This window comes from Pseudomonas sp. GT1P32 (assembly GCF_054897805.1).
Genome location: NZ_CM142704.1, coordinates 3,909,490 through 3,926,128, shown reverse-complemented (window position 1 = coordinate 3,926,128; position 16,639 = coordinate 3,909,490). Strand labels below are relative to the sequence as shown.

Sequence of the window (16,639 nt, the reverse complement as noted above, 5' to 3'; positions counted from 1 at the left end):
AAGGAAGATAGATAACGGTGATAGACAGGCCAAACACGACCCCTGTAGGAGCCGGCTTGCTGGCGATGAATTCACCTCGGTGTATCTGATGCACCGCTATCGCCAGCAAGCTGGCTCCTACAGGGCCTGTGGGGTATTCCGGTTTAGTGGTTCAGGTAAAAAAAATGGGCGCCGGTGAGGGCGCCCATTTTTGCAGCTGACACTCGGCGGTTTAGCCGATGGTCATCAAGCTCGCATTACCACCCGCCGCAGCGGTGTTAACGCTCAACGCACGCTCGATCACCAGACGCTCCAACGCAATGTTGGTCTCGCCCAGCGACAACCCATGAACCCCGACAATCGCCCCGGCACGCTTGGCCACTTGCTGGCAAACCGCGCGCAGTTGATCGGAATGGCCGTGATGCAGAACCGCATCAAACAACACTTCATCCTTGTTCCAATCGGCAACCAGCTTGATGCGCGCCTGAACTTCCTTCGGCAGGCGTGCGAACAAGGCTTTGGTCAGGTCAGCTTCCGGCCATACCGCTGAGCCACCGACAGCCAGTACCGCCGCCAGTTGCGTCAGCAGGTCGCCTTCAGCTTCGGCCAGGCACAGCACGTGTTCGCGCGGCAGAATGGCGTAGCTGTTGCGCTCGCCGGTCGGGCCCGCCAGCACGCGAGTGATGCCGCTTTGCGATTGCGCCGCGAACTGCACGCACAAGGCGCTCAGGTCGGCAAACGTGTTGCTGTCGGCCCAGGTTTGCAGGGCGGTCAGCGGTTTGCTCATGGCATCGCGCAGACGAACATCCGGTGCAGTGGCTGCGTCGCCACGAGCGAAGGATTGTTCGATTGCATCGGCAGGACGCGTCGACAGCAGGCGGTACAGGTACAACGGACCACCGGCTTTCGGGCCAGTGCCCGACAGGCCTTCGCCACCAAACGGTTGCACGCCCACCACAGCACCGACGATGTTGCGGTTCACATAGACGTTGCCGGCATTGACGTTGTCGATCACCTTGGCGATGGTCTCGTCGATGCGCGTATGCACGCCCAGCGTCAGGCCGTAGCCGGAAGCGTTGATCTGGCCGATCAACTGGTCGATGTCTTTGCGCTTGTAGCGCACCACGTGCAGCACCGGGCCGAAGATTTCGCGTTGCAGCTCATCGAAGCTTTCCAGCTCGATCAGCGTCGGCATCACGAAGGTGCCGCGTTTGACTTCTTCGCTGTTGGCGATGGCCACTTGATACACGTTGCGACCTTTGTCGCGCATGGCCTGGATGTGCTTCTCGATGCCCGCCTTGGCTTCGGCGTCGATCACCGGGCCGATGTCCACGGACAGGCGCTCAGGGTTGCCGAGACGGCATTCAGCCATGGCGCCCTTGAGCATTTCGATGACACGGTCAGCGGAATCTTCCTGCAAGCAAAGTACACGCAGAGCCGAGCAGCGTTGACCGGCGCTGTCGAAGGCCGACGACACCACGTCGATCACGACTTGTTCGGTCAGTGCCGAGGAGTCGACGATCATCGCGTTCTGGCCGCCAGTTTCAGCGATCAGCGGAATCGGACGGCCCTGTGCATCCAGGCGGCCAGCGACGTTGCGTTGCAGCAAACGAGCGACTTCGGTGGAGCCGGTGAACATCACGCCTTTGACCCGATCGTCACCGACCAAGCGGGCGCCAACGGTTTCGCCACGGCCCGGCAGCAGTTGCAGCACGCCTTCCGGAATCCCGGCTTCGAGCATCAGGCGCACGGCCTGGGCGGCGACCAGCGGGGTTTGTTCCGCAGGCTTGGCCAGTACCGGGTTACCGGCGGCCAATGCAGCGGCAACCTGACCGCTGAAGATTGCCAGCGGGAAGTTCCACGGGCTGATGCACACCACCGGACCCAATGGGCGGTGGGCGTCGTTGGTGAAATCGTTGCGAGCCTGCACCGCGTAATAACGCAGGAAGTCCACGGCCTCACGCACTTCGGCGATGGCGTTGGCGAAGGTCTTGCCGGCTTCGCGAGCCAGCAGGCCCATCAGCGGCTGGATCTCGCCTTCCATCAAATCGGCGGCGCGCTCCAGAATCGCGGCACGTTCGGCGGGCGGGGTGGCCTGCCAGATCGGTGCAGCGTTCAGGGCGCACTGGATCGCGTTGTCGACGTCTTCGACATTCGCTTCCTGTACGTGACCGACCACGTCACGCAGATCGGACGGGTTCAGAACAGGCGCAGGGGTTTCGGTGCTGGAGACGCAACCGAGCATCGGCGCGGCTTTCCAGCTGTTGTGAGCGGTGGCCAGCAGGGCGCACGACAGCGAAGCCAGGCGATGTTCGTTGGCCATGTCGATGCCGCTGGAGTTGGCGCGCTCGGCACCATAAAGATCTCGCGGCAGCGGGATACGCGGGTGCGGCAGGCCGAAGCCGCCTTCCAGCGTCGCCATCTGCTCGATGCTGGCCACTGGATCGGCCACCAGCTCCTGAATCGAAATGGACTGGTCGGCGATACGGTTCACGAACGAGGTGTTCGCGCCGTTTTCCAGCAGACGACGTACCAGGTACGCCAGCAGGGTTTCGTGAGTACCGACCGGTGCGTACACGCGGCATGGACGGTTCAGCTTGCCTTCGGAAACTTTACCTACAACCTGTTCGTACAGCGGTTCGCCCATGCCGTGCAGGCACTGGAACTCGTACTGGCCCGGGTAATAGTTCTGACCAGCGATGTGGTAAATAGCCGACAGAGTGTGGGCGTTGTGCGTGGCGAACTGCGGGTAGATGACTTCCGGCACCGACAACAATTTGCGTGCGCAAGCGATGTAGGAAACGTCGGTGTACACCTTGCGGGTGTAGACCGGATAGCCTTCCAGGCCTTCGACCTGGGCGCGCTTGATTTCGCTGTCCCAGTACGCGCCTTTCACCAGGCGGATCATCAGGCGATGACGGCTGCGGCGAGCCAGATCGATCACGTAATCGATCACGTACGGGCAACGCTTCTGATACGCCTGGATCACGAAACCGATGCCGTTCCAGCCGGTCAGTTGCGGCTCGAAGCACAGGCGCTCCAGCAGATCCAGCGACAGCTCAAGGCGGTCGGCTTCTTCGGCGTCGATGTTCAGGCCGATGTCGTATTGCTTGGCCAGCAGAGTCAGCGACAACAGGCGCGGGTACAACTCGTCCATCACACGCTCGTACTGCGCACGGCTGTAACGCGGGTGCAGTGCCGACAGCTTGATGGAAATGCCCGGGCCTTCATAAATCCCACGACCGTGGGACGCTTTGCCGATCGAGTGGATGGCTTGTTCGTACGACGCGAGGTACTTCTGCGCGTCGTGCTCGGTGAGGGCGGCTTCACCGAGCATGTCGTAGGAATAGCGGAAACCCTTGGCTTCGAACTTGCTCGCGTTGGCCAGGGCTTCGGCAATGGTTTCGCCGGTGACGAACTGCTCGCCCATCAGGCGCATGGCCATGTCGACGCCCTTGCGGATCATCGGCTCGCCGCTCTTGCCGATGATGCGGCTCAGGGACGAAGTCAAACCCGCTTCATTATGGGTGGCGACCAGTTTGCCGGTCAGCAGCAAGCCCCAAGTGGCGGCGTTGACGAACAGCGACGGGCTGTTGCCCAAGTGCGGCTGCCAATTACCGGTGCTGATTTTGTCGCGGATCAGTGCGTCACGAGTGCCTTTGTCCGGGATGCGCAACAGCGCTTCGGCCAGGCACATCAGTGCCACGCCTTCCTGGGACGACAGGGAAAATTCCTGCAGCAGGCCCTGAACAATTCCGGCACGGCCACCGGCGCTCTTCTGATTGCGCAGCTTCTCGGCAATCGAGGCGGCGAGCTTGTTGGTGGCGTCGGCCATGGCAACCGGCAGGCGAGCCTGTTCGATCAGCATCGGCACCACTTCCGGCTCGGGGCGACGGTAAGCAGCGGTGATGGCGGCGCGCAATACCGATTGCGGCAAGATGCTTTCGGCGAACTCAAGGAAGCACTGGTGCGCGTGGTCGACGTGGACGTCGCCACTGTCGTCGGCTTCTTTGGCGGTCAGGCCGTTGAGCTCGGTCAGGGTTGCACCACCCTCGAGTTTTTCCAGGTAATTGAAAATTGCCTGCTTGATCAGCCAGTGCGGCGTGCGATCAATCGAAGTCGCGGCGGCCTTGAGGCGCTCGCGGGTCGGGTCGTCAAGTTTGACCCCAAGGGTGGTGGTAGCCATATTTTTATCCTCATGTTTGCCACGACCGCGTGGCATCAGCTGGCGGCAAGATTAGCTGCGCGCTCTCCGAGGTGCAACCGGGTGCAACCCTTTTTTTGTCGGAATAATAGGCAGCTCGTCAGGAATTAAATTCCGGTACGAACGTACCGCTCCTGCTTGGTGCTTTTGCTTCTAGTAAACTGCCATGACTGCTCTAAAAGGGAGCAAAAACAGACCTTTTCAAGCTAATTCCGATTAGGTGCAACTTATTCTCAAGAAATGGGTTGCACCTTATTTGCGTTGTTGAATAGGATTCGCGCCCAAGGTGCAACCGGTCAAAAAGACAGGTGCACCGGCTGATGGCTTTCCTGGGGAAACATCAGTCCTAAATGCGCGGACCCGCAAATCGTCTGATCAAACATTGTCGTTTGTCGGCGTTTTCACACTCTGCCGCTACATAAAAACAAAGCCAGGGCATCACTTAATGAGCGTTAGCAATCCAACCCTGATCACGTTCGTGATCTACATCGCAGCAATGGTGCTGATCGGCTTCATGGCCTATCGCTCCACCAACAACCTTTCTGACTACATTCTGGGCGGTCGCAGCCTGGGCAGCGTCGTGACTGCATTGTCCGCTGGCGCCTCCGACATGAGCGGCTGGTTGTTGATGGGTCTGCCGGGCGCCATCTACATGTCCGGTCTGTCCGAAAGCTGGATCGCCATCGGCCTGATCGTCGGTGCTTACCTGAACTGGCTGTTCGTCGCCGGCCGTCTGCGCGTGCAGACCGAGCACAACGGCGATGCGCTGACGCTGCCGGACTACTTCTCCAGCCGTTTCGAAGACAAAAGCGGCCTGCTGCGGATCATCTCGGCGGTTGTGATCCTGGTGTTCTTCACCATCTACTGCGCGTCCGGCATTGTCGCTGGCGCCCGTCTGTTCGAAAGCACCTTCGGCATGTCCTACGAGACCGCGCTGTGGGCCGGTGCTGCGGCGACGATTGCCTACACCTTCGTCGGTGGTTTCCTGGCAGTCAGCTGGACTGACACCGTACAAGCCACGCTGATGATCTTCGCCCTGATCCTGACACCGATCATCGTGTTGCTGGCGACCGGCGGCGTCGATACCGCGTTCCTGGCCATCGAAGCGCAAGATCCAGCCAACTTCGACATGCTGAAAAACACCACCTTCATCGGCATCATCTCGCTGATGGGCTGGGGCCTGGGCTACTTCGGCCAACCGCACATCCTGGCGCGTTTCATGGCGGCGGATTCGGTCAAGTCGATCGCCAATGCCCGTCGCATTTCCATGACCTGGATGATCCTGTGCCTGGGCGGCACCGTCGCTGTAGGCTTTTTCGGTATTGCCTACTTCTCGGCGAACCCTGCCGTGGCGATGCCCGTCAGCGAAAACCACGAGCGCGTGTTCATCGAACTGGCCAAAATCCTGTTCAACCCATGGATCGCCGGTATTTTGCTGTCGGCCATTCTGGCTGCAGTCATGAGCACCCTGAGCTGCCAATTGCTGGTGTGCTCGAGCGCCCTGACCGAAGACTTCTACAAAACCTTCCTGCGTAAAACCGCCTCCCAGGTTGAACTGGTCTGGGTCGGCCGCGCCATGGTGCTGCTGGTTGCCCTGATCGCCATCGCATTGGCCGCCAATCCGGAAAACCGTGTGCTGGGTCTGGTCAGCTACGCTTGGGCCGGTTTCGGTGCTGCGTTCGGTCCAGTAGTCCTGATCTCCGTGATCTGGAAAGACATGACCCGCAACGGCGCACTGGCAGGCATCCTGGTCGGCGCGATCACCGTGATCGTGTGGAAACACTTCGAACTGCTGGGCCTGTACGAAATCATCCCTGGTTTCATCTTCGCCAGCCTGGCGATCTACATCGTCAGCAAGCTGGGCGCGCCGACGCACGGCATGCTGCAGCGTTTCGCTGCTGCCGAGGCTGATTTCCGCCTGAACAAGTGATCGCGATGAGCTGAGGCTCAAACCCTTCGCTGAACATGAAAACGGCCCGCTTCCTTTGGATGCGGGCCTTTTTTTGGTCTTTGGTTTGTGTTGGAGATCCCTGTGGGAGCGAGCCTGCTCGCGATGGCGTCGTGCCAGTCGACATCAATGTTGAATGATCGGTCGCTATCGCGAGCAGGCTCGCTCCCACAGTAGGGCGGTGGTGTGTCTGACGGGAATGTCTGTAGCCAAACATCCCGATTTTTGAAGGAAAAATCTTTAAAAAAGCACGACAAATCTGAGTTTCCTGTCCCTCCCTCAACACCGCTTGTCCCTCATGCAGAATCGCCCGCCTTCACTCTGCAGAGACACATCGGATGTTCGCTCTTGCTAATCAACCGCGCTTCACGCTGACCGTCGACGGTGACCCGCATGACCTCAAGGTGCTTGAGTTCACCGGCAAGGAAGCCATCAGCCAGCCTTATCGCTTTGACCTGGAACTGGTCAGTGAACGGCCGGACATCGAGCTCGAAAGCCTTCTGCATCGTCAGGCATTTCTGAGTTTCGATACACAAGGTAGCGGTATTCACGGTCAGATTTTTCGGGTTGGCCAGGGCGATTCCGGTAAGCGTCTGACGCGCTATCAAGTCAGTCTGGTCCCGCGTTTGACCTACCTCGACCAGCGCATCAATCAGCGGATTTTCCAGCACAAAAGCGTGCCGCTGATCATTGCGCAAATCCTTGAAGATCATGGCATCCAGCGCGATGCGTTCGCCTTTCAGCTCGGCAGCGATTACCCCGATCGCGAGTACTGCGTGCAATACGCGGAAAGCGATCTGGCGTTCATCCAGCGCTTGTGCGCCGAGATCGGCATTCACTACCACTTTCAGCACAGCCCTGACGGGCATCTGCTGGTGTTTGGTGATGACCAGACGGTTTTCCCCCTGATCGACAAACCGACACTTTTCTCGCCTGACACCGGAATGGCGGCCGACGCGCCCGCGATCAATCGCTTCAACGTGCGGCTGGAAACCCGCACTACTTCGGTCGCCCGTCGCGACTACGACTTCCACAAACCCGGGCTGCAACTTGAAAGCCGAAGCGGCAACGGGCAACTGCCGACGCTTGAGGATTATCACTTTCCCGGCCAGTTCACGGATCGCGAATCTGGCAGGGCGCTGGCTCAACGAACACTGGAGCGCCACAACGCGGACTACCGTCAGGCTGAAGGTCGCAGCGATGAGCCCGCTCTGGTGACAGGTCACTTCCTGGCGTTGTCGGAACATCCACGCCAGGCCTGGAATGACCTGTGGCTGATCACCCAAATCGAACACCATGGCCGTCAGCCGCAAGTGCTCGAAGAGTCAGTCAGCAGCGACGGGGCGGATGATTTTCAGGGCTATCGCAATACCTTTCTGGCGACGCCGTGGGATGTTTCGTTTCGCCCACCCCTGATCGGGAAACCCTCTTTCACCGGTTACCAGACCGCCGTAGTCACTGGCCCGACCGACAGTGAAGTCCACTGTGACGAGTACGGCCGCGTCAAGGTTCAGCTCGCCTGGGATCGTGACGCAAAGCGCAATGAACATTCCAGTTGCTGGCTGCGCGTCGCCACCGGCTGGGCGCATGACGGCTACGGCATCGCACTGATTCCTCGGGTCGGCATGGAAGTGTTGGTGGGGTTCCTCGATGCCGACGTCGATAAGCCGATGGTCATGGGCTGCGTGCCCAATGGCGCCAACTCGATACCACTGAATCTGCCCGCCGACAAAACCCGCAGCATTTTCCGCAGCCAAAGCAGTCCCGGTGGCGGCGGTTACAGCGAATTACGCATCGAGGATCGCAAAGGCGCCGAGGAAATCTACCTGCGGGCCCAGCGAAACTGGACTCAACACGTGTTGAACGACCTGCACGTCCAGGTCGGAAATCAGCGCAGCGCGGTGATTGGTGCCAACGATAACCTGCACGTTCACGGTGATCGGTCCATCACCGTCAGCAACCAGACCCTCAAGGCGAGCGGGCAATTTCACGCCAGCGCCGGCCAGCAAATTGTCATCGACGGTGGCGCAAACGCAACCATTCAGGCGGGCGGCCACTGGATCAACATCGGCCCCGCCGGGATCTTCAGCAGCGTTCCGATTGAATTGGGCGGTGCACCGATGCCGGCCGTGGGCGCCGCGACCACTCAACGAACACTTCTGGCACTCAGCGCAGCACAGATTCTGACCCTGAAAAGCGACGCCCCATTCTGCGAAGAATGTGAACGCTGCAAGGGTGGTGTCTGTGCAGCCTGAGAGCATGTCACCCCTCACTTGGCTGGAGCGCCAACCACTCGACCCTTCCGAGCAGTTGTTCGCAGTGTTCGGCAATGCCAGTTCCGCTGAGCCGTTCAAAGCATGGCAGAGATCAAGTCCGTTGCATGCGCCGAGCCCAATCTGGGCGGACACCGCTTACGCCGAGTGGGAACCGGTCATGCCCTATGTCGGAATCGTCGCTGCTGGCAGTGAGTTTCTGGACTGGGTCGCCACTACCGAGTCTCGCGATTGGGGTTGGCTGGCGGTTTCTTCTTCGTCTCAAGACGTGTTGATCGAGCATCTGCGCAGCCTCACGCAAGTGTTTTTGCCCAATGGCAACGCGGTGTTTTTCCGCTTTTGGGACGGGCATTACTTGCTGCCGATTCTTCAGTCTGCGGATGTCGAAGTTGCTCAACTGCTACCGGTCGTGGGGCGGTGCCTGATCAATGGTCAACCGCTCGACATCGGTGGAACTGCGCTGAAAACCGCCAGGGTTTTTCCATGGTGGGAAATCTCCACAACGCTGTTGAAGCAACTCTGCGAACACTCAAACACCACTCGGCTGAACAACTTGCTCACGTGGTTGAGCGAGGACCGTCCTGATCTTTTCGAGGCGTTTTCCGAAAGTGTTTTGCGGCACAAAGTCGCGATCTTTCTGGAAGAGCCGGGCCTGCCGCCAGCCCCGAAATCAGCCTTGGTGGATTATCTGTTGATGGAGCTGGACTGATGGATCAGATCGTACGGATCGAGCAGGAGCTCGACGGTTTCAAGGACACGCTGAGTGTGTATCGCCAGCAACTCAAGGGCTTTTTAAGTCGCAATGCCGACAAGGTCAGCCGGGCAATGGACCTGCCCTCGCTGATGGACATGGACCGGCAGATCAAACTGGGCAATGTCACTACGTCGGTGAGCCGCAGTGATGACGACTTTTTCTCCAGTGTTGCGCAGTGTCCGTTAAACGGAATTCTGCAGATCGAGAGCAAATTCGAATCGGTTTATGACGTTCCGCTGGGGAACATTGATGTTGATGTGATTGCCGTTGATGGCGGCGAAAAAACCACCGTCACGCTCGATGAAAACGGCAAGGGACAATTCGAGGGTAAGCCCGGCAAGTTCTACCGCGTGCATGTCCACAGCGCGGTGACTTCGGATCAGGTTGATGAGCTTTTCAAGTCTTACGACGGCCTGACCGGACAGCTGGAAGGCTGGCTGCGCAATGAGTGGCAAGGCTTCAAACCGCAGTGGTCGCAGCAATCCGCATCCGCTTCGCTGGCCGCAGCGGGTAACGGAACACTGGCGGGCGGTTGGGCGGCGATTCAGGCGGTTTGGGATGGCATCGGTGAACTCACCGACATTCTGAAAGACCCCAATGCCTTTGCCGAGAAGCTGGGTGAAAGCGCTGGTGAACTGGCCGAACTCGCGAAAAGCGCGCCAGACATGATGGAAAAAGCCATGTTGCTGGCCAGTGACGAGGCCGCACTGTGTTTGCTGGTGCGCACCGCGACGCTGTGGCTGGAGATGCTCCCGCCGACGCAACTGGCCGAGTCATCGGCCGAGGCCATTTCCAAAGTTGTCGTCGGGCTGGTCATCGACCTGCTGATTGGTCTGGTGTTGAGTGTGGTCGGGGTTGGCGTTGCCTGGTTGGCAGTGCGCCTGGCCAAGTACAGCGCGCAGATTTTTCAGGCTGCGATGGCATTCGTGAAGTCGATGGTCACGATCATCAACAACTTCATGGGCTATGTAGGCCGCTACAAAAAAGTCGCTGCGCGGGGCGTCGCGGCCGGACCGAAAAATGGCGCCATGCACTTGCGCTGGAATGCTCGCAAGAACACCACACTCAAACAAAACGAACACCACGACGACGCTTCAAAGCAGGCCACAAATCCCAACGGCGACAGCGCCGATGCCGCCGATAAAACCGCGACCAACAAATGCCCGGTATCGATGGTCACCGGCGAAGAACTGCTGACCCTTACAGACGGTTCACTGGATGGAATCCTGCCGTTCGATTTCACGCGGCTCTATCGCACCAGCGCCGTCGAGATGGATTGCGGCCTCGGTTTCGGCTGGAGTCACAGCCTTGCGCACCGACTGGAAATCGACGGCGATGGCGTCGTCTGGATCGACCATGAAAACCGTCGCACCACCTTTCCGCTGCCTGGCAATGAGCGCCCGGCGATCCACAACAGCCTCTCGCGTGCAGCGATTTACCTGGGCGACGCCCCGGAAGAACTGATCCTCGCTCAGGCCGGCGACGACACGCGTTTCTATCATTTCATCAACGGTCGATTGACTGCGATCAGCGACGGTTACGACAACCGGCTGCGCGTCACTCACGACCGCCGCGAGCGTATCCAGCGCCTCGACAACGGTGCCGGCCGCGCCTTGTTGTTGCGCTATGACCAGCACCATTTGATTGCCGTCGACTATCAGCGTTTTGTCCCGGCAGACACGTCGGACGAAGCCTGGATAACCGAACAGTCGCTGGTCAGTTACCGCTACGACGAACGCGCCCGTTTGATCGAAGCGACCAACGCCGCCGGGGAAAGCGAGCGCTACGACTACGATGACCAGCACGTCATCCAGCAGCGGCAACTGGCCGGTGGGGCGAGTTTCTTCTGGGAGTGGGAAAGGTCCGGCAAGGCTGCGCGATGCGTCCGGCATTGGGCGTCGTTTGCGCAGATGGAAGCGCGCTATGTCTGGGATGACGAGGGCAGTGTCACCGTCCACAACATCGACGGCAGCGAAGAGGTTTACCAGCATGACGACCGGGCGCGACTGGTGCGCAAGGTCGAGCTGGATGGCGGTGAACACCTCAATGCCTACGACGATAAAGGGCGGTTGATTGCCGAGCAGGATCCACTCGGCGCCGTCACTGAATACCACTACGACGAAGTCGGACGCTTGGTGGCGCTGATTCCGTCGGAAGATGAGCCCACGTCCTACGAGTATCGCAACGGTTTCCTGCATGCCCGGTATCGCGGCAAAGCGGTCTGGAAATATCAGCGCAACGCTCAGGGCGACATCACCGAAACGACTGATCCCGACGGCCAGGTCACCCATTATCACTACGATGAAAAAGGCCAGTTGCTGTCGATCCGTTACCCGGATAGCAGTCGTCATCTCTTCGTCCGCAATGCTTTAGGGCAACTGGTTGAAGAAACTCTGCCGGACGGTGGGCTGCGGCGGTTTTTCTACGACGCGCTGGGTCGACGGATTACCGATCAGGATGAACACGGAGCACTCACCCGCTACGCGTGGGATGCCGTTGGACGACTGGTCCAGACGACACTTCCCACAGGTGCCACCCGCGCCTTCAGCTACAACGCCTACGGCAAAATCACCGCCGAACGCGACGAGCTTGGCCACGTTACCCGCTACGAATACGTCGATGGTTTGCACTTGGTCAGCCGCCGGATCAATCCCGACGGCACGCAGCTCAACTATCGCTACGACAACGCGCAGCTGCTGCTCACAGAAATTGAAAACGAGTCCGGCGAACAATATCGCCTGGACTACACGCCCGGTGGATTGATCCGACAGGAAACCGGCTTCGACGGCCAGCGCACGGCGTACACCTACGACCTCAATGGAAACCTGCTGGAAAAAACCGAGTTCGGCGACGACGGCTCGCAGCGGGTTACCGCTTATGAGCGAGATTCGGCAGGGCGGTTGCTGGTCAAAACGCTGCCCGACGACACCAAGGTCGAATACCGCTACGACAACCTCGGCCGACTGATCAGCGTCGATGACGGTCACGATCATCCGCTGGAATTCGAGTACGACCGACAAGGCCGTTTGATCACCGAGCACCAAGGCTGGGGCACCTTGCGCTACGGCTACGACACCTGTGGCCAGCTCAACCGCATGCGCCTGCCGGACGGCAGCAAGCTCGATTACCACCACGCCAAGGGCGGCGCGCTGACCGCCATCGACCTCAACGGTGCGCCGCTCACCACCCACCAATTCACGTTTGGCCGCGAACAACAGCGCCAACAAGGCCAGCTCACCAGCCGCTACCACTACGACGAACAGGGCCGCCTGCAAGCACACGCCATCAATCAACAAACCCGGCCGCTGTACCTGCGCCACTACACCTACGCGGTCAACGGCAACCTGGCGACCGTCGCCGACAGCCGCCACGGCCAGCGCAGTTATTACTACGACGCCCTCAATCGCCTGACCCGCGTGCGCCACACCCGCGACGACCCACCGGAAAGCTTCGCCCACGACCCGGCCGGCAACCTGCTGATGCAAAACCGCCCTGGTATGCCTGCCGTAAAAGGCAATCGCCTGCTCATGCAAGGCGACCGCCACTACGACTACGACGCCTTCGGCAACCTCATCCGCGAACGTCGCGGCACCGGGCAAAAACTCGTCACCGAATATGCCTACGACTGCCAACATCGCTAGGTCAGCGTCACGACCCCGGACGGCCGTTGCGCGAGCTATCGCTACGACGCCTTCGGCCGCCGCATTGCCAAAACCGTTGACGGAAAAACCACCGAATTCTTCTGGCAAGGTGACAACCTCGTCGCTGAAAGCAGCCGCGAGCATTACCGCAGCTATGTTTACGAACCGGACACCTTCCGCCCGCTGGCCATGCTCGACGGCAAAGGCCCGCGCAAGGCGTGCCCGTTCTACTACCAACTCGATCACCTGGGCACGCCGCAGGAACTGACGGACTACGGCGGCGAGATTGTCTGGTCGGCGAAGTACAACGCCTACGGAAAAGTTACGCGGTTGGCGTTCGGTGGGGGCGAGCAACTTGAGCAACCATTGCGGTTTCAAGGGCAGTACTTCGACGCCGAGAGCGGCCTGCACTACAACCGGCATCGGTACTATGATCCGGAGGTGGGGCGGTACCTGACGCCGGATCCGGTCAAGTTGGCGGGTGGGCTGAACCAGTACCGGTACGCGCTGAACCCGACGGGGTGGGTTGATCCGTTAGGGTTGAGCGGGAATTGCCCGCAGTCGGGGAAGCCTGGGTGTAAGGCGCCGGATGATGCCTCTGGCGCTAAGGTTGATGAGGGTGAGCCGCCGCTGCCGAAAATGACGGCTGATCAGCGGCGGGCGAGAATTGATGAGTTGGCGGAGGCGAATGTATATAGGCGTCTGAAGGAAATGGAGGAGTCGATTGAAGGTGCCCACTTTCTGCAGAAACATGGCGCGCAAACCACCCTTCAATCCCAGCGCTTGCGAGTGGAGGAAGGCAGGAATCCCACGACGGGAGAAATAGATAGGTATGAGAGAGGAAGACGAAGAGGTGAGCCGGTCATACCCTCCGCTGCAACACATTTCCTGAGTCATCGTGATCAATTCAACGCAATACAACGTGCGCAGTTAATTTTTAGGCAGAGCGGCATAGATGCTTCACGAAAACCAATTGAAATGGGTAGAAAAATAGGTGAAGGATTTAAAAGAGATGGGTTGGAGTATGGTGAGCAGACTAGAGCGGTCGTCATACTGGATGGAAATGGTGACGCTAAAACTTCATTCACGGATTTTGACTGATGAATAGGCCTTATTCGCTGTGGAGTATACGTGGTCTGCTTTTTGTATTTGATATTGAAAATACGCGTGATTTGGAGCGGGAGGAAATTATTGTTTCGAAAAATGTGAATGATAATATTGAGCTTGCCGAGCTTTTTGATGTGTTGCTACAGCCGGAATTTTTTATATATAGTGAGAAAGAACGAATATTATTGATAGAAGCCTTGTCTTATTTTTTAGAGAGGGGGGAGAGTTTTGACGAGATTTTTTTAAAAATGGATACGTATTTTGATGATGAAGTTAGAGATCAGAGGCAATTTATGACAGTTCTCCTTAATTGTTTGGAACGGTATCAGATTCAAGGAAGTGACAGTCAATGATTCCTACGAAATAGCAAGGCGGAGCGAGCGAGGGTGGGCGGAAAGCAAAGGGCGCGGACATATTTTTCTGCTAACTTCAGAGTTATGGTTCTCATTAATAGTGGGGCAAAATGATTTCGTCCCCTTTTAGCCCGTCTGGCTACACAATATTAACGGGGTATGCAAATGACCGATAATTCGTATTCGCAGCTTTTTCAATTTTTGGGTGCCTACTTTAACGAGGACTGGATGTGCGAATCCGAATTGGCGGATGATATTGTCCGATCTTTCGTAAATGATTCAACAGCAGAGACGATTGCAGAGGTAAATCGGGAAATCACAATGTTGTTAGAAATGCATATGGTTGAGCCTGAGCTAAGAGAGTTTCTGCAAAAAAACATGTCATGTTGTTACTGTTACTGGCACGAATGGGCGTCAGGGGAGGCATGGTTAAATCATGTTCTTAATGTTTTTGGTGAGTGAGATGAGTTTGGTTTTCAATTTAGACATTTATCTTGATTGATAGATATGGTCGTACACCGTTCCGAGCTGCACGATTTTTTTGGCGCGTACTTTCATCAGGATTGGATGGTCGAACACGGGACGGCTGAGCAAGTTATAGATGCTTTTGTGGCTGACACTGACCCCGGGGATTTGATGTTGGTCCGGGAAGAACTCAATTTTCTACTTGATCAGCGGAGGGGCGAAGTGGAGTTAAGGGAGTATCTATTGAAAGAGCTGAGCTGTTACTACTGCTACTGGAGCGTGTGGGAATCAGGCGAATTATGGTTGCGTCATATTGCTAGCAAATTTGATAACAAAACTGATGAAAATTAAAATTTGTTCCGTTTTGGGCGCCAGTCTTGAAGATCAATAAACCTGGTAAGGCTCGCTATCTCTGAGGCAGATAGATTTTATGACCGCTTCGCGCTCAATTCGCGGGCAAGCCTCGCTCCTACAGTATTGGAGTCGTTCCGGTTTTTGGCGGCGTGCCTCGATTCTGTAGGAGCGAGGCTTGCCCGCGAAGGCGGTCTTACAGGCTGCGAAATTTCTGTAGCAGCAAAGGGGACGGACATATTTTTGCTGTTAGCTTCGAAGGTGTTTTTGTTAGTAATAGGAGTAGAAAATAAATCCGTTCACTTTTTTCGCCCTCTAGTCTGGCTTGGTTGGAACATGTTTTCGGCATGCTTTAGCTATGGAACATATCCGCTTTGCTGTGCGTGTTGGTTTATGGTCGTTGCTAATCTTAGATGAGGGAATTGTGTTGGATTATTGTTTATTTATGTTAAATGGTATTTGAGTTTTCAGCGTTATTTAAGTTTCGTTCGATGAGATAGATCTTTGTTTTGGAGGTGAGGCGTTTGAAAAAAATAGTGATTATGTTGATTCGCAAGTTTATGAAGATTAGTGTTTTTAGTAAATGGAAAGAAAGGATGGCCGTGGTGCGAGGTCCTGGAAATGGTGGAGCGAAGAGTTTGGTCTCCGCTGCTGAACAGCAAACCATTGCTGGCGAGCTTCATGGTGAAAGCAAGAAGTGGAGAGCCGTTCCCAGTTCAAAATTTTTAAGCTATGAAGCGCAGTTAAATTCATACAATGAGGCGATGACAAGGGAAGCCAGAAATATGTCACGTTTTACCGGGGAGGATAGTAAAGGGAATTTGGTAGTGCGAATGGAAGCTGAAAATATAGGGCGTGGATATGAGCCTAATGCTTTAGATCCGGCCAACCCGCGCTACATTCCGAAGATGAATGCATTTGAGATGAAATTCGATTTTGAGACGTTGCAGCCTATAGCGCTTTACCCGATAGAGAAAGTTTAAATGTTGATGCATCCTTTTCTTGATATTCCATATGATCCAAGCTTAGGGCACTTTCTTGGTGGGTTCGATATATATGATCGCGAGGAGAGTCTTGGAGTTGAGTTGTCGGAGTACGATCCTGGCTGTCCTTCAGATAGAGAGTATTTAATATCTCGGTTTGTAGTGAAGCGCTTCGCTGGATTGAGCTACCGACATAAGTTTGTTTTGTTTTTTATGTTGGGAGAGGCTCTTGATGGAGATTCGAAAGTTTTTGCTGAGGTACTTGAGCATGATCCGATATCGCCTTCATTACTTCCTCTTGGTTGGGATGAAATGAAAGATCCCAAGGCGTTTTTTGAAGACGTTTACGTTAAATTATCCGAAGCTTGGGTCGAAGATTTGTACAAGGCGAGTCAGGAGGACTTTTCAACCTGGTGAAAGGCTATTCCTGTAGCGAGAGGTGCAAAAATTCGCAGTGTTTGTTCCGGCCTTTTCGCGGGCAAGCCTCGCTCCTACAGGATTGGGGTTGTTCCCATTTTTGGCGGTGTGTCTCGATTCTGTAGGAGCGAGGCTTGCCCGCGAAGGCGGTCTTACAGGCTGCG

9 protein-coding genes and 1 pseudogene are annotated in these 16,639 nt (G+C 56.8%); 9 read left to right on the top strand and 1 reads right to left on the bottom strand.

Going from position 1 to position 16,639, the window contains the following annotated elements:
- Positions 1–211 precede the first annotated feature (211 nt).
- Positions 212–4,165 carry a trifunctional transcriptional regulator/proline dehydrogenase/L-glutamate gamma-semialdehyde dehydrogenase gene (putA, locus tag ACYZUC_RS17920; protein ID WP_461989524.1) on the bottom strand — a complete coding sequence of 1,318 codons (3,954 nt, stop codon included), beginning with the start codon at positions 4,163–4,165 and terminating at the stop codon, positions 212–214.
- A 463-nt stretch (positions 4,166–4,628) separates the two neighbouring features.
- On the opposite strand from putA, the gene putP reads away from it, so the two are divergent.
- The 9 genes and pseudogenes from putP (at position 4,629) to ACYZUC_RS17875 (ending at position 16,475) form a co-directional block, all read left to right on the top strand.
- Positions 4,629–6,113 carry a sodium/proline symporter PutP gene (gene putP / locus ACYZUC_RS17915; RefSeq protein ID WP_461989523.1) on the top strand — a complete coding sequence of 495 codons (1,485 nt, stop codon included), beginning with the start codon at positions 4,629–4,631 and terminating at the stop codon, positions 6,111–6,113.
- Positions 6,114–6,469: 356 nt separating this feature from the next.
- On the top strand, positions 6,470–8,386 hold the full coding sequence (locus ACYZUC_RS17910; RefSeq protein WP_461989521.1) for a type VI secretion system Vgr family protein: 1,917 nt from the start codon (positions 6,470–6,472) through the stop codon (positions 8,384–8,386).
- A 4-nt stretch (positions 8,387–8,390) separates the two neighbouring features.
- The gene (locus ACYZUC_RS17905; RefSeq protein ID WP_461989520.1) at positions 8,391–9,113 is read left to right on the top strand and encodes a DUF4123 domain-containing protein; all 723 of its coding nucleotides are present in this window, start codon (positions 8,391–8,393) and stop codon (positions 9,111–9,113) included.
- Positions 9,113–13,900, top strand: a pseudogene (locus tag ACYZUC_RS17900) (RHS repeat-associated core domain-containing protein). The gene ACYZUC_RS17905 and the pseudogene ACYZUC_RS17900 overlap by 1 nt, the downstream one beginning before the upstream one ends.
- Entirely contained in the window at positions 13,900–14,259 is a 360-nt protein-coding gene (locus ACYZUC_RS17895; RefSeq protein WP_461989519.1) for a hypothetical protein, read from the top strand. The pseudogene ACYZUC_RS17900 and the gene ACYZUC_RS17895 overlap by 1 nt, the downstream one beginning before the upstream one ends.
- Before the next feature lie 165 nt (positions 14,260–14,424).
- Positions 14,425–14,721, top strand: a complete 297-nt coding sequence (locus ACYZUC_RS17890; protein ID WP_461989518.1) for a contact-dependent growth inhibition system immunity protein — start codon at positions 14,425–14,427, stop codon at positions 14,719–14,721.
- Positions 14,722–14,766: 45 nt separating this feature from the next.
- Entirely contained in the window at positions 14,767–15,075 is a 309-nt protein-coding gene (locus tag ACYZUC_RS17885) for a contact-dependent growth inhibition system immunity protein (protein ID WP_461989517.1), read from the top strand.
- A gap of 524 nt (positions 15,076–15,599) precedes the next feature.
- The gene (locus ACYZUC_RS17880) at positions 15,600–16,058 is read left to right on the top strand and encodes a hypothetical protein (RefSeq protein WP_461989516.1); all 459 of its coding nucleotides are present in this window, start codon (positions 15,600–15,602) and stop codon (positions 16,056–16,058) included.
- Complete coding sequence (locus tag ACYZUC_RS17875) at positions 16,059–16,475, top strand: hypothetical protein (RefSeq protein WP_461989515.1); 417 nt, start codon at positions 16,059–16,061, stop codon at positions 16,473–16,475.
- Positions 16,476–16,639: the final 164 nt, after the last annotated feature.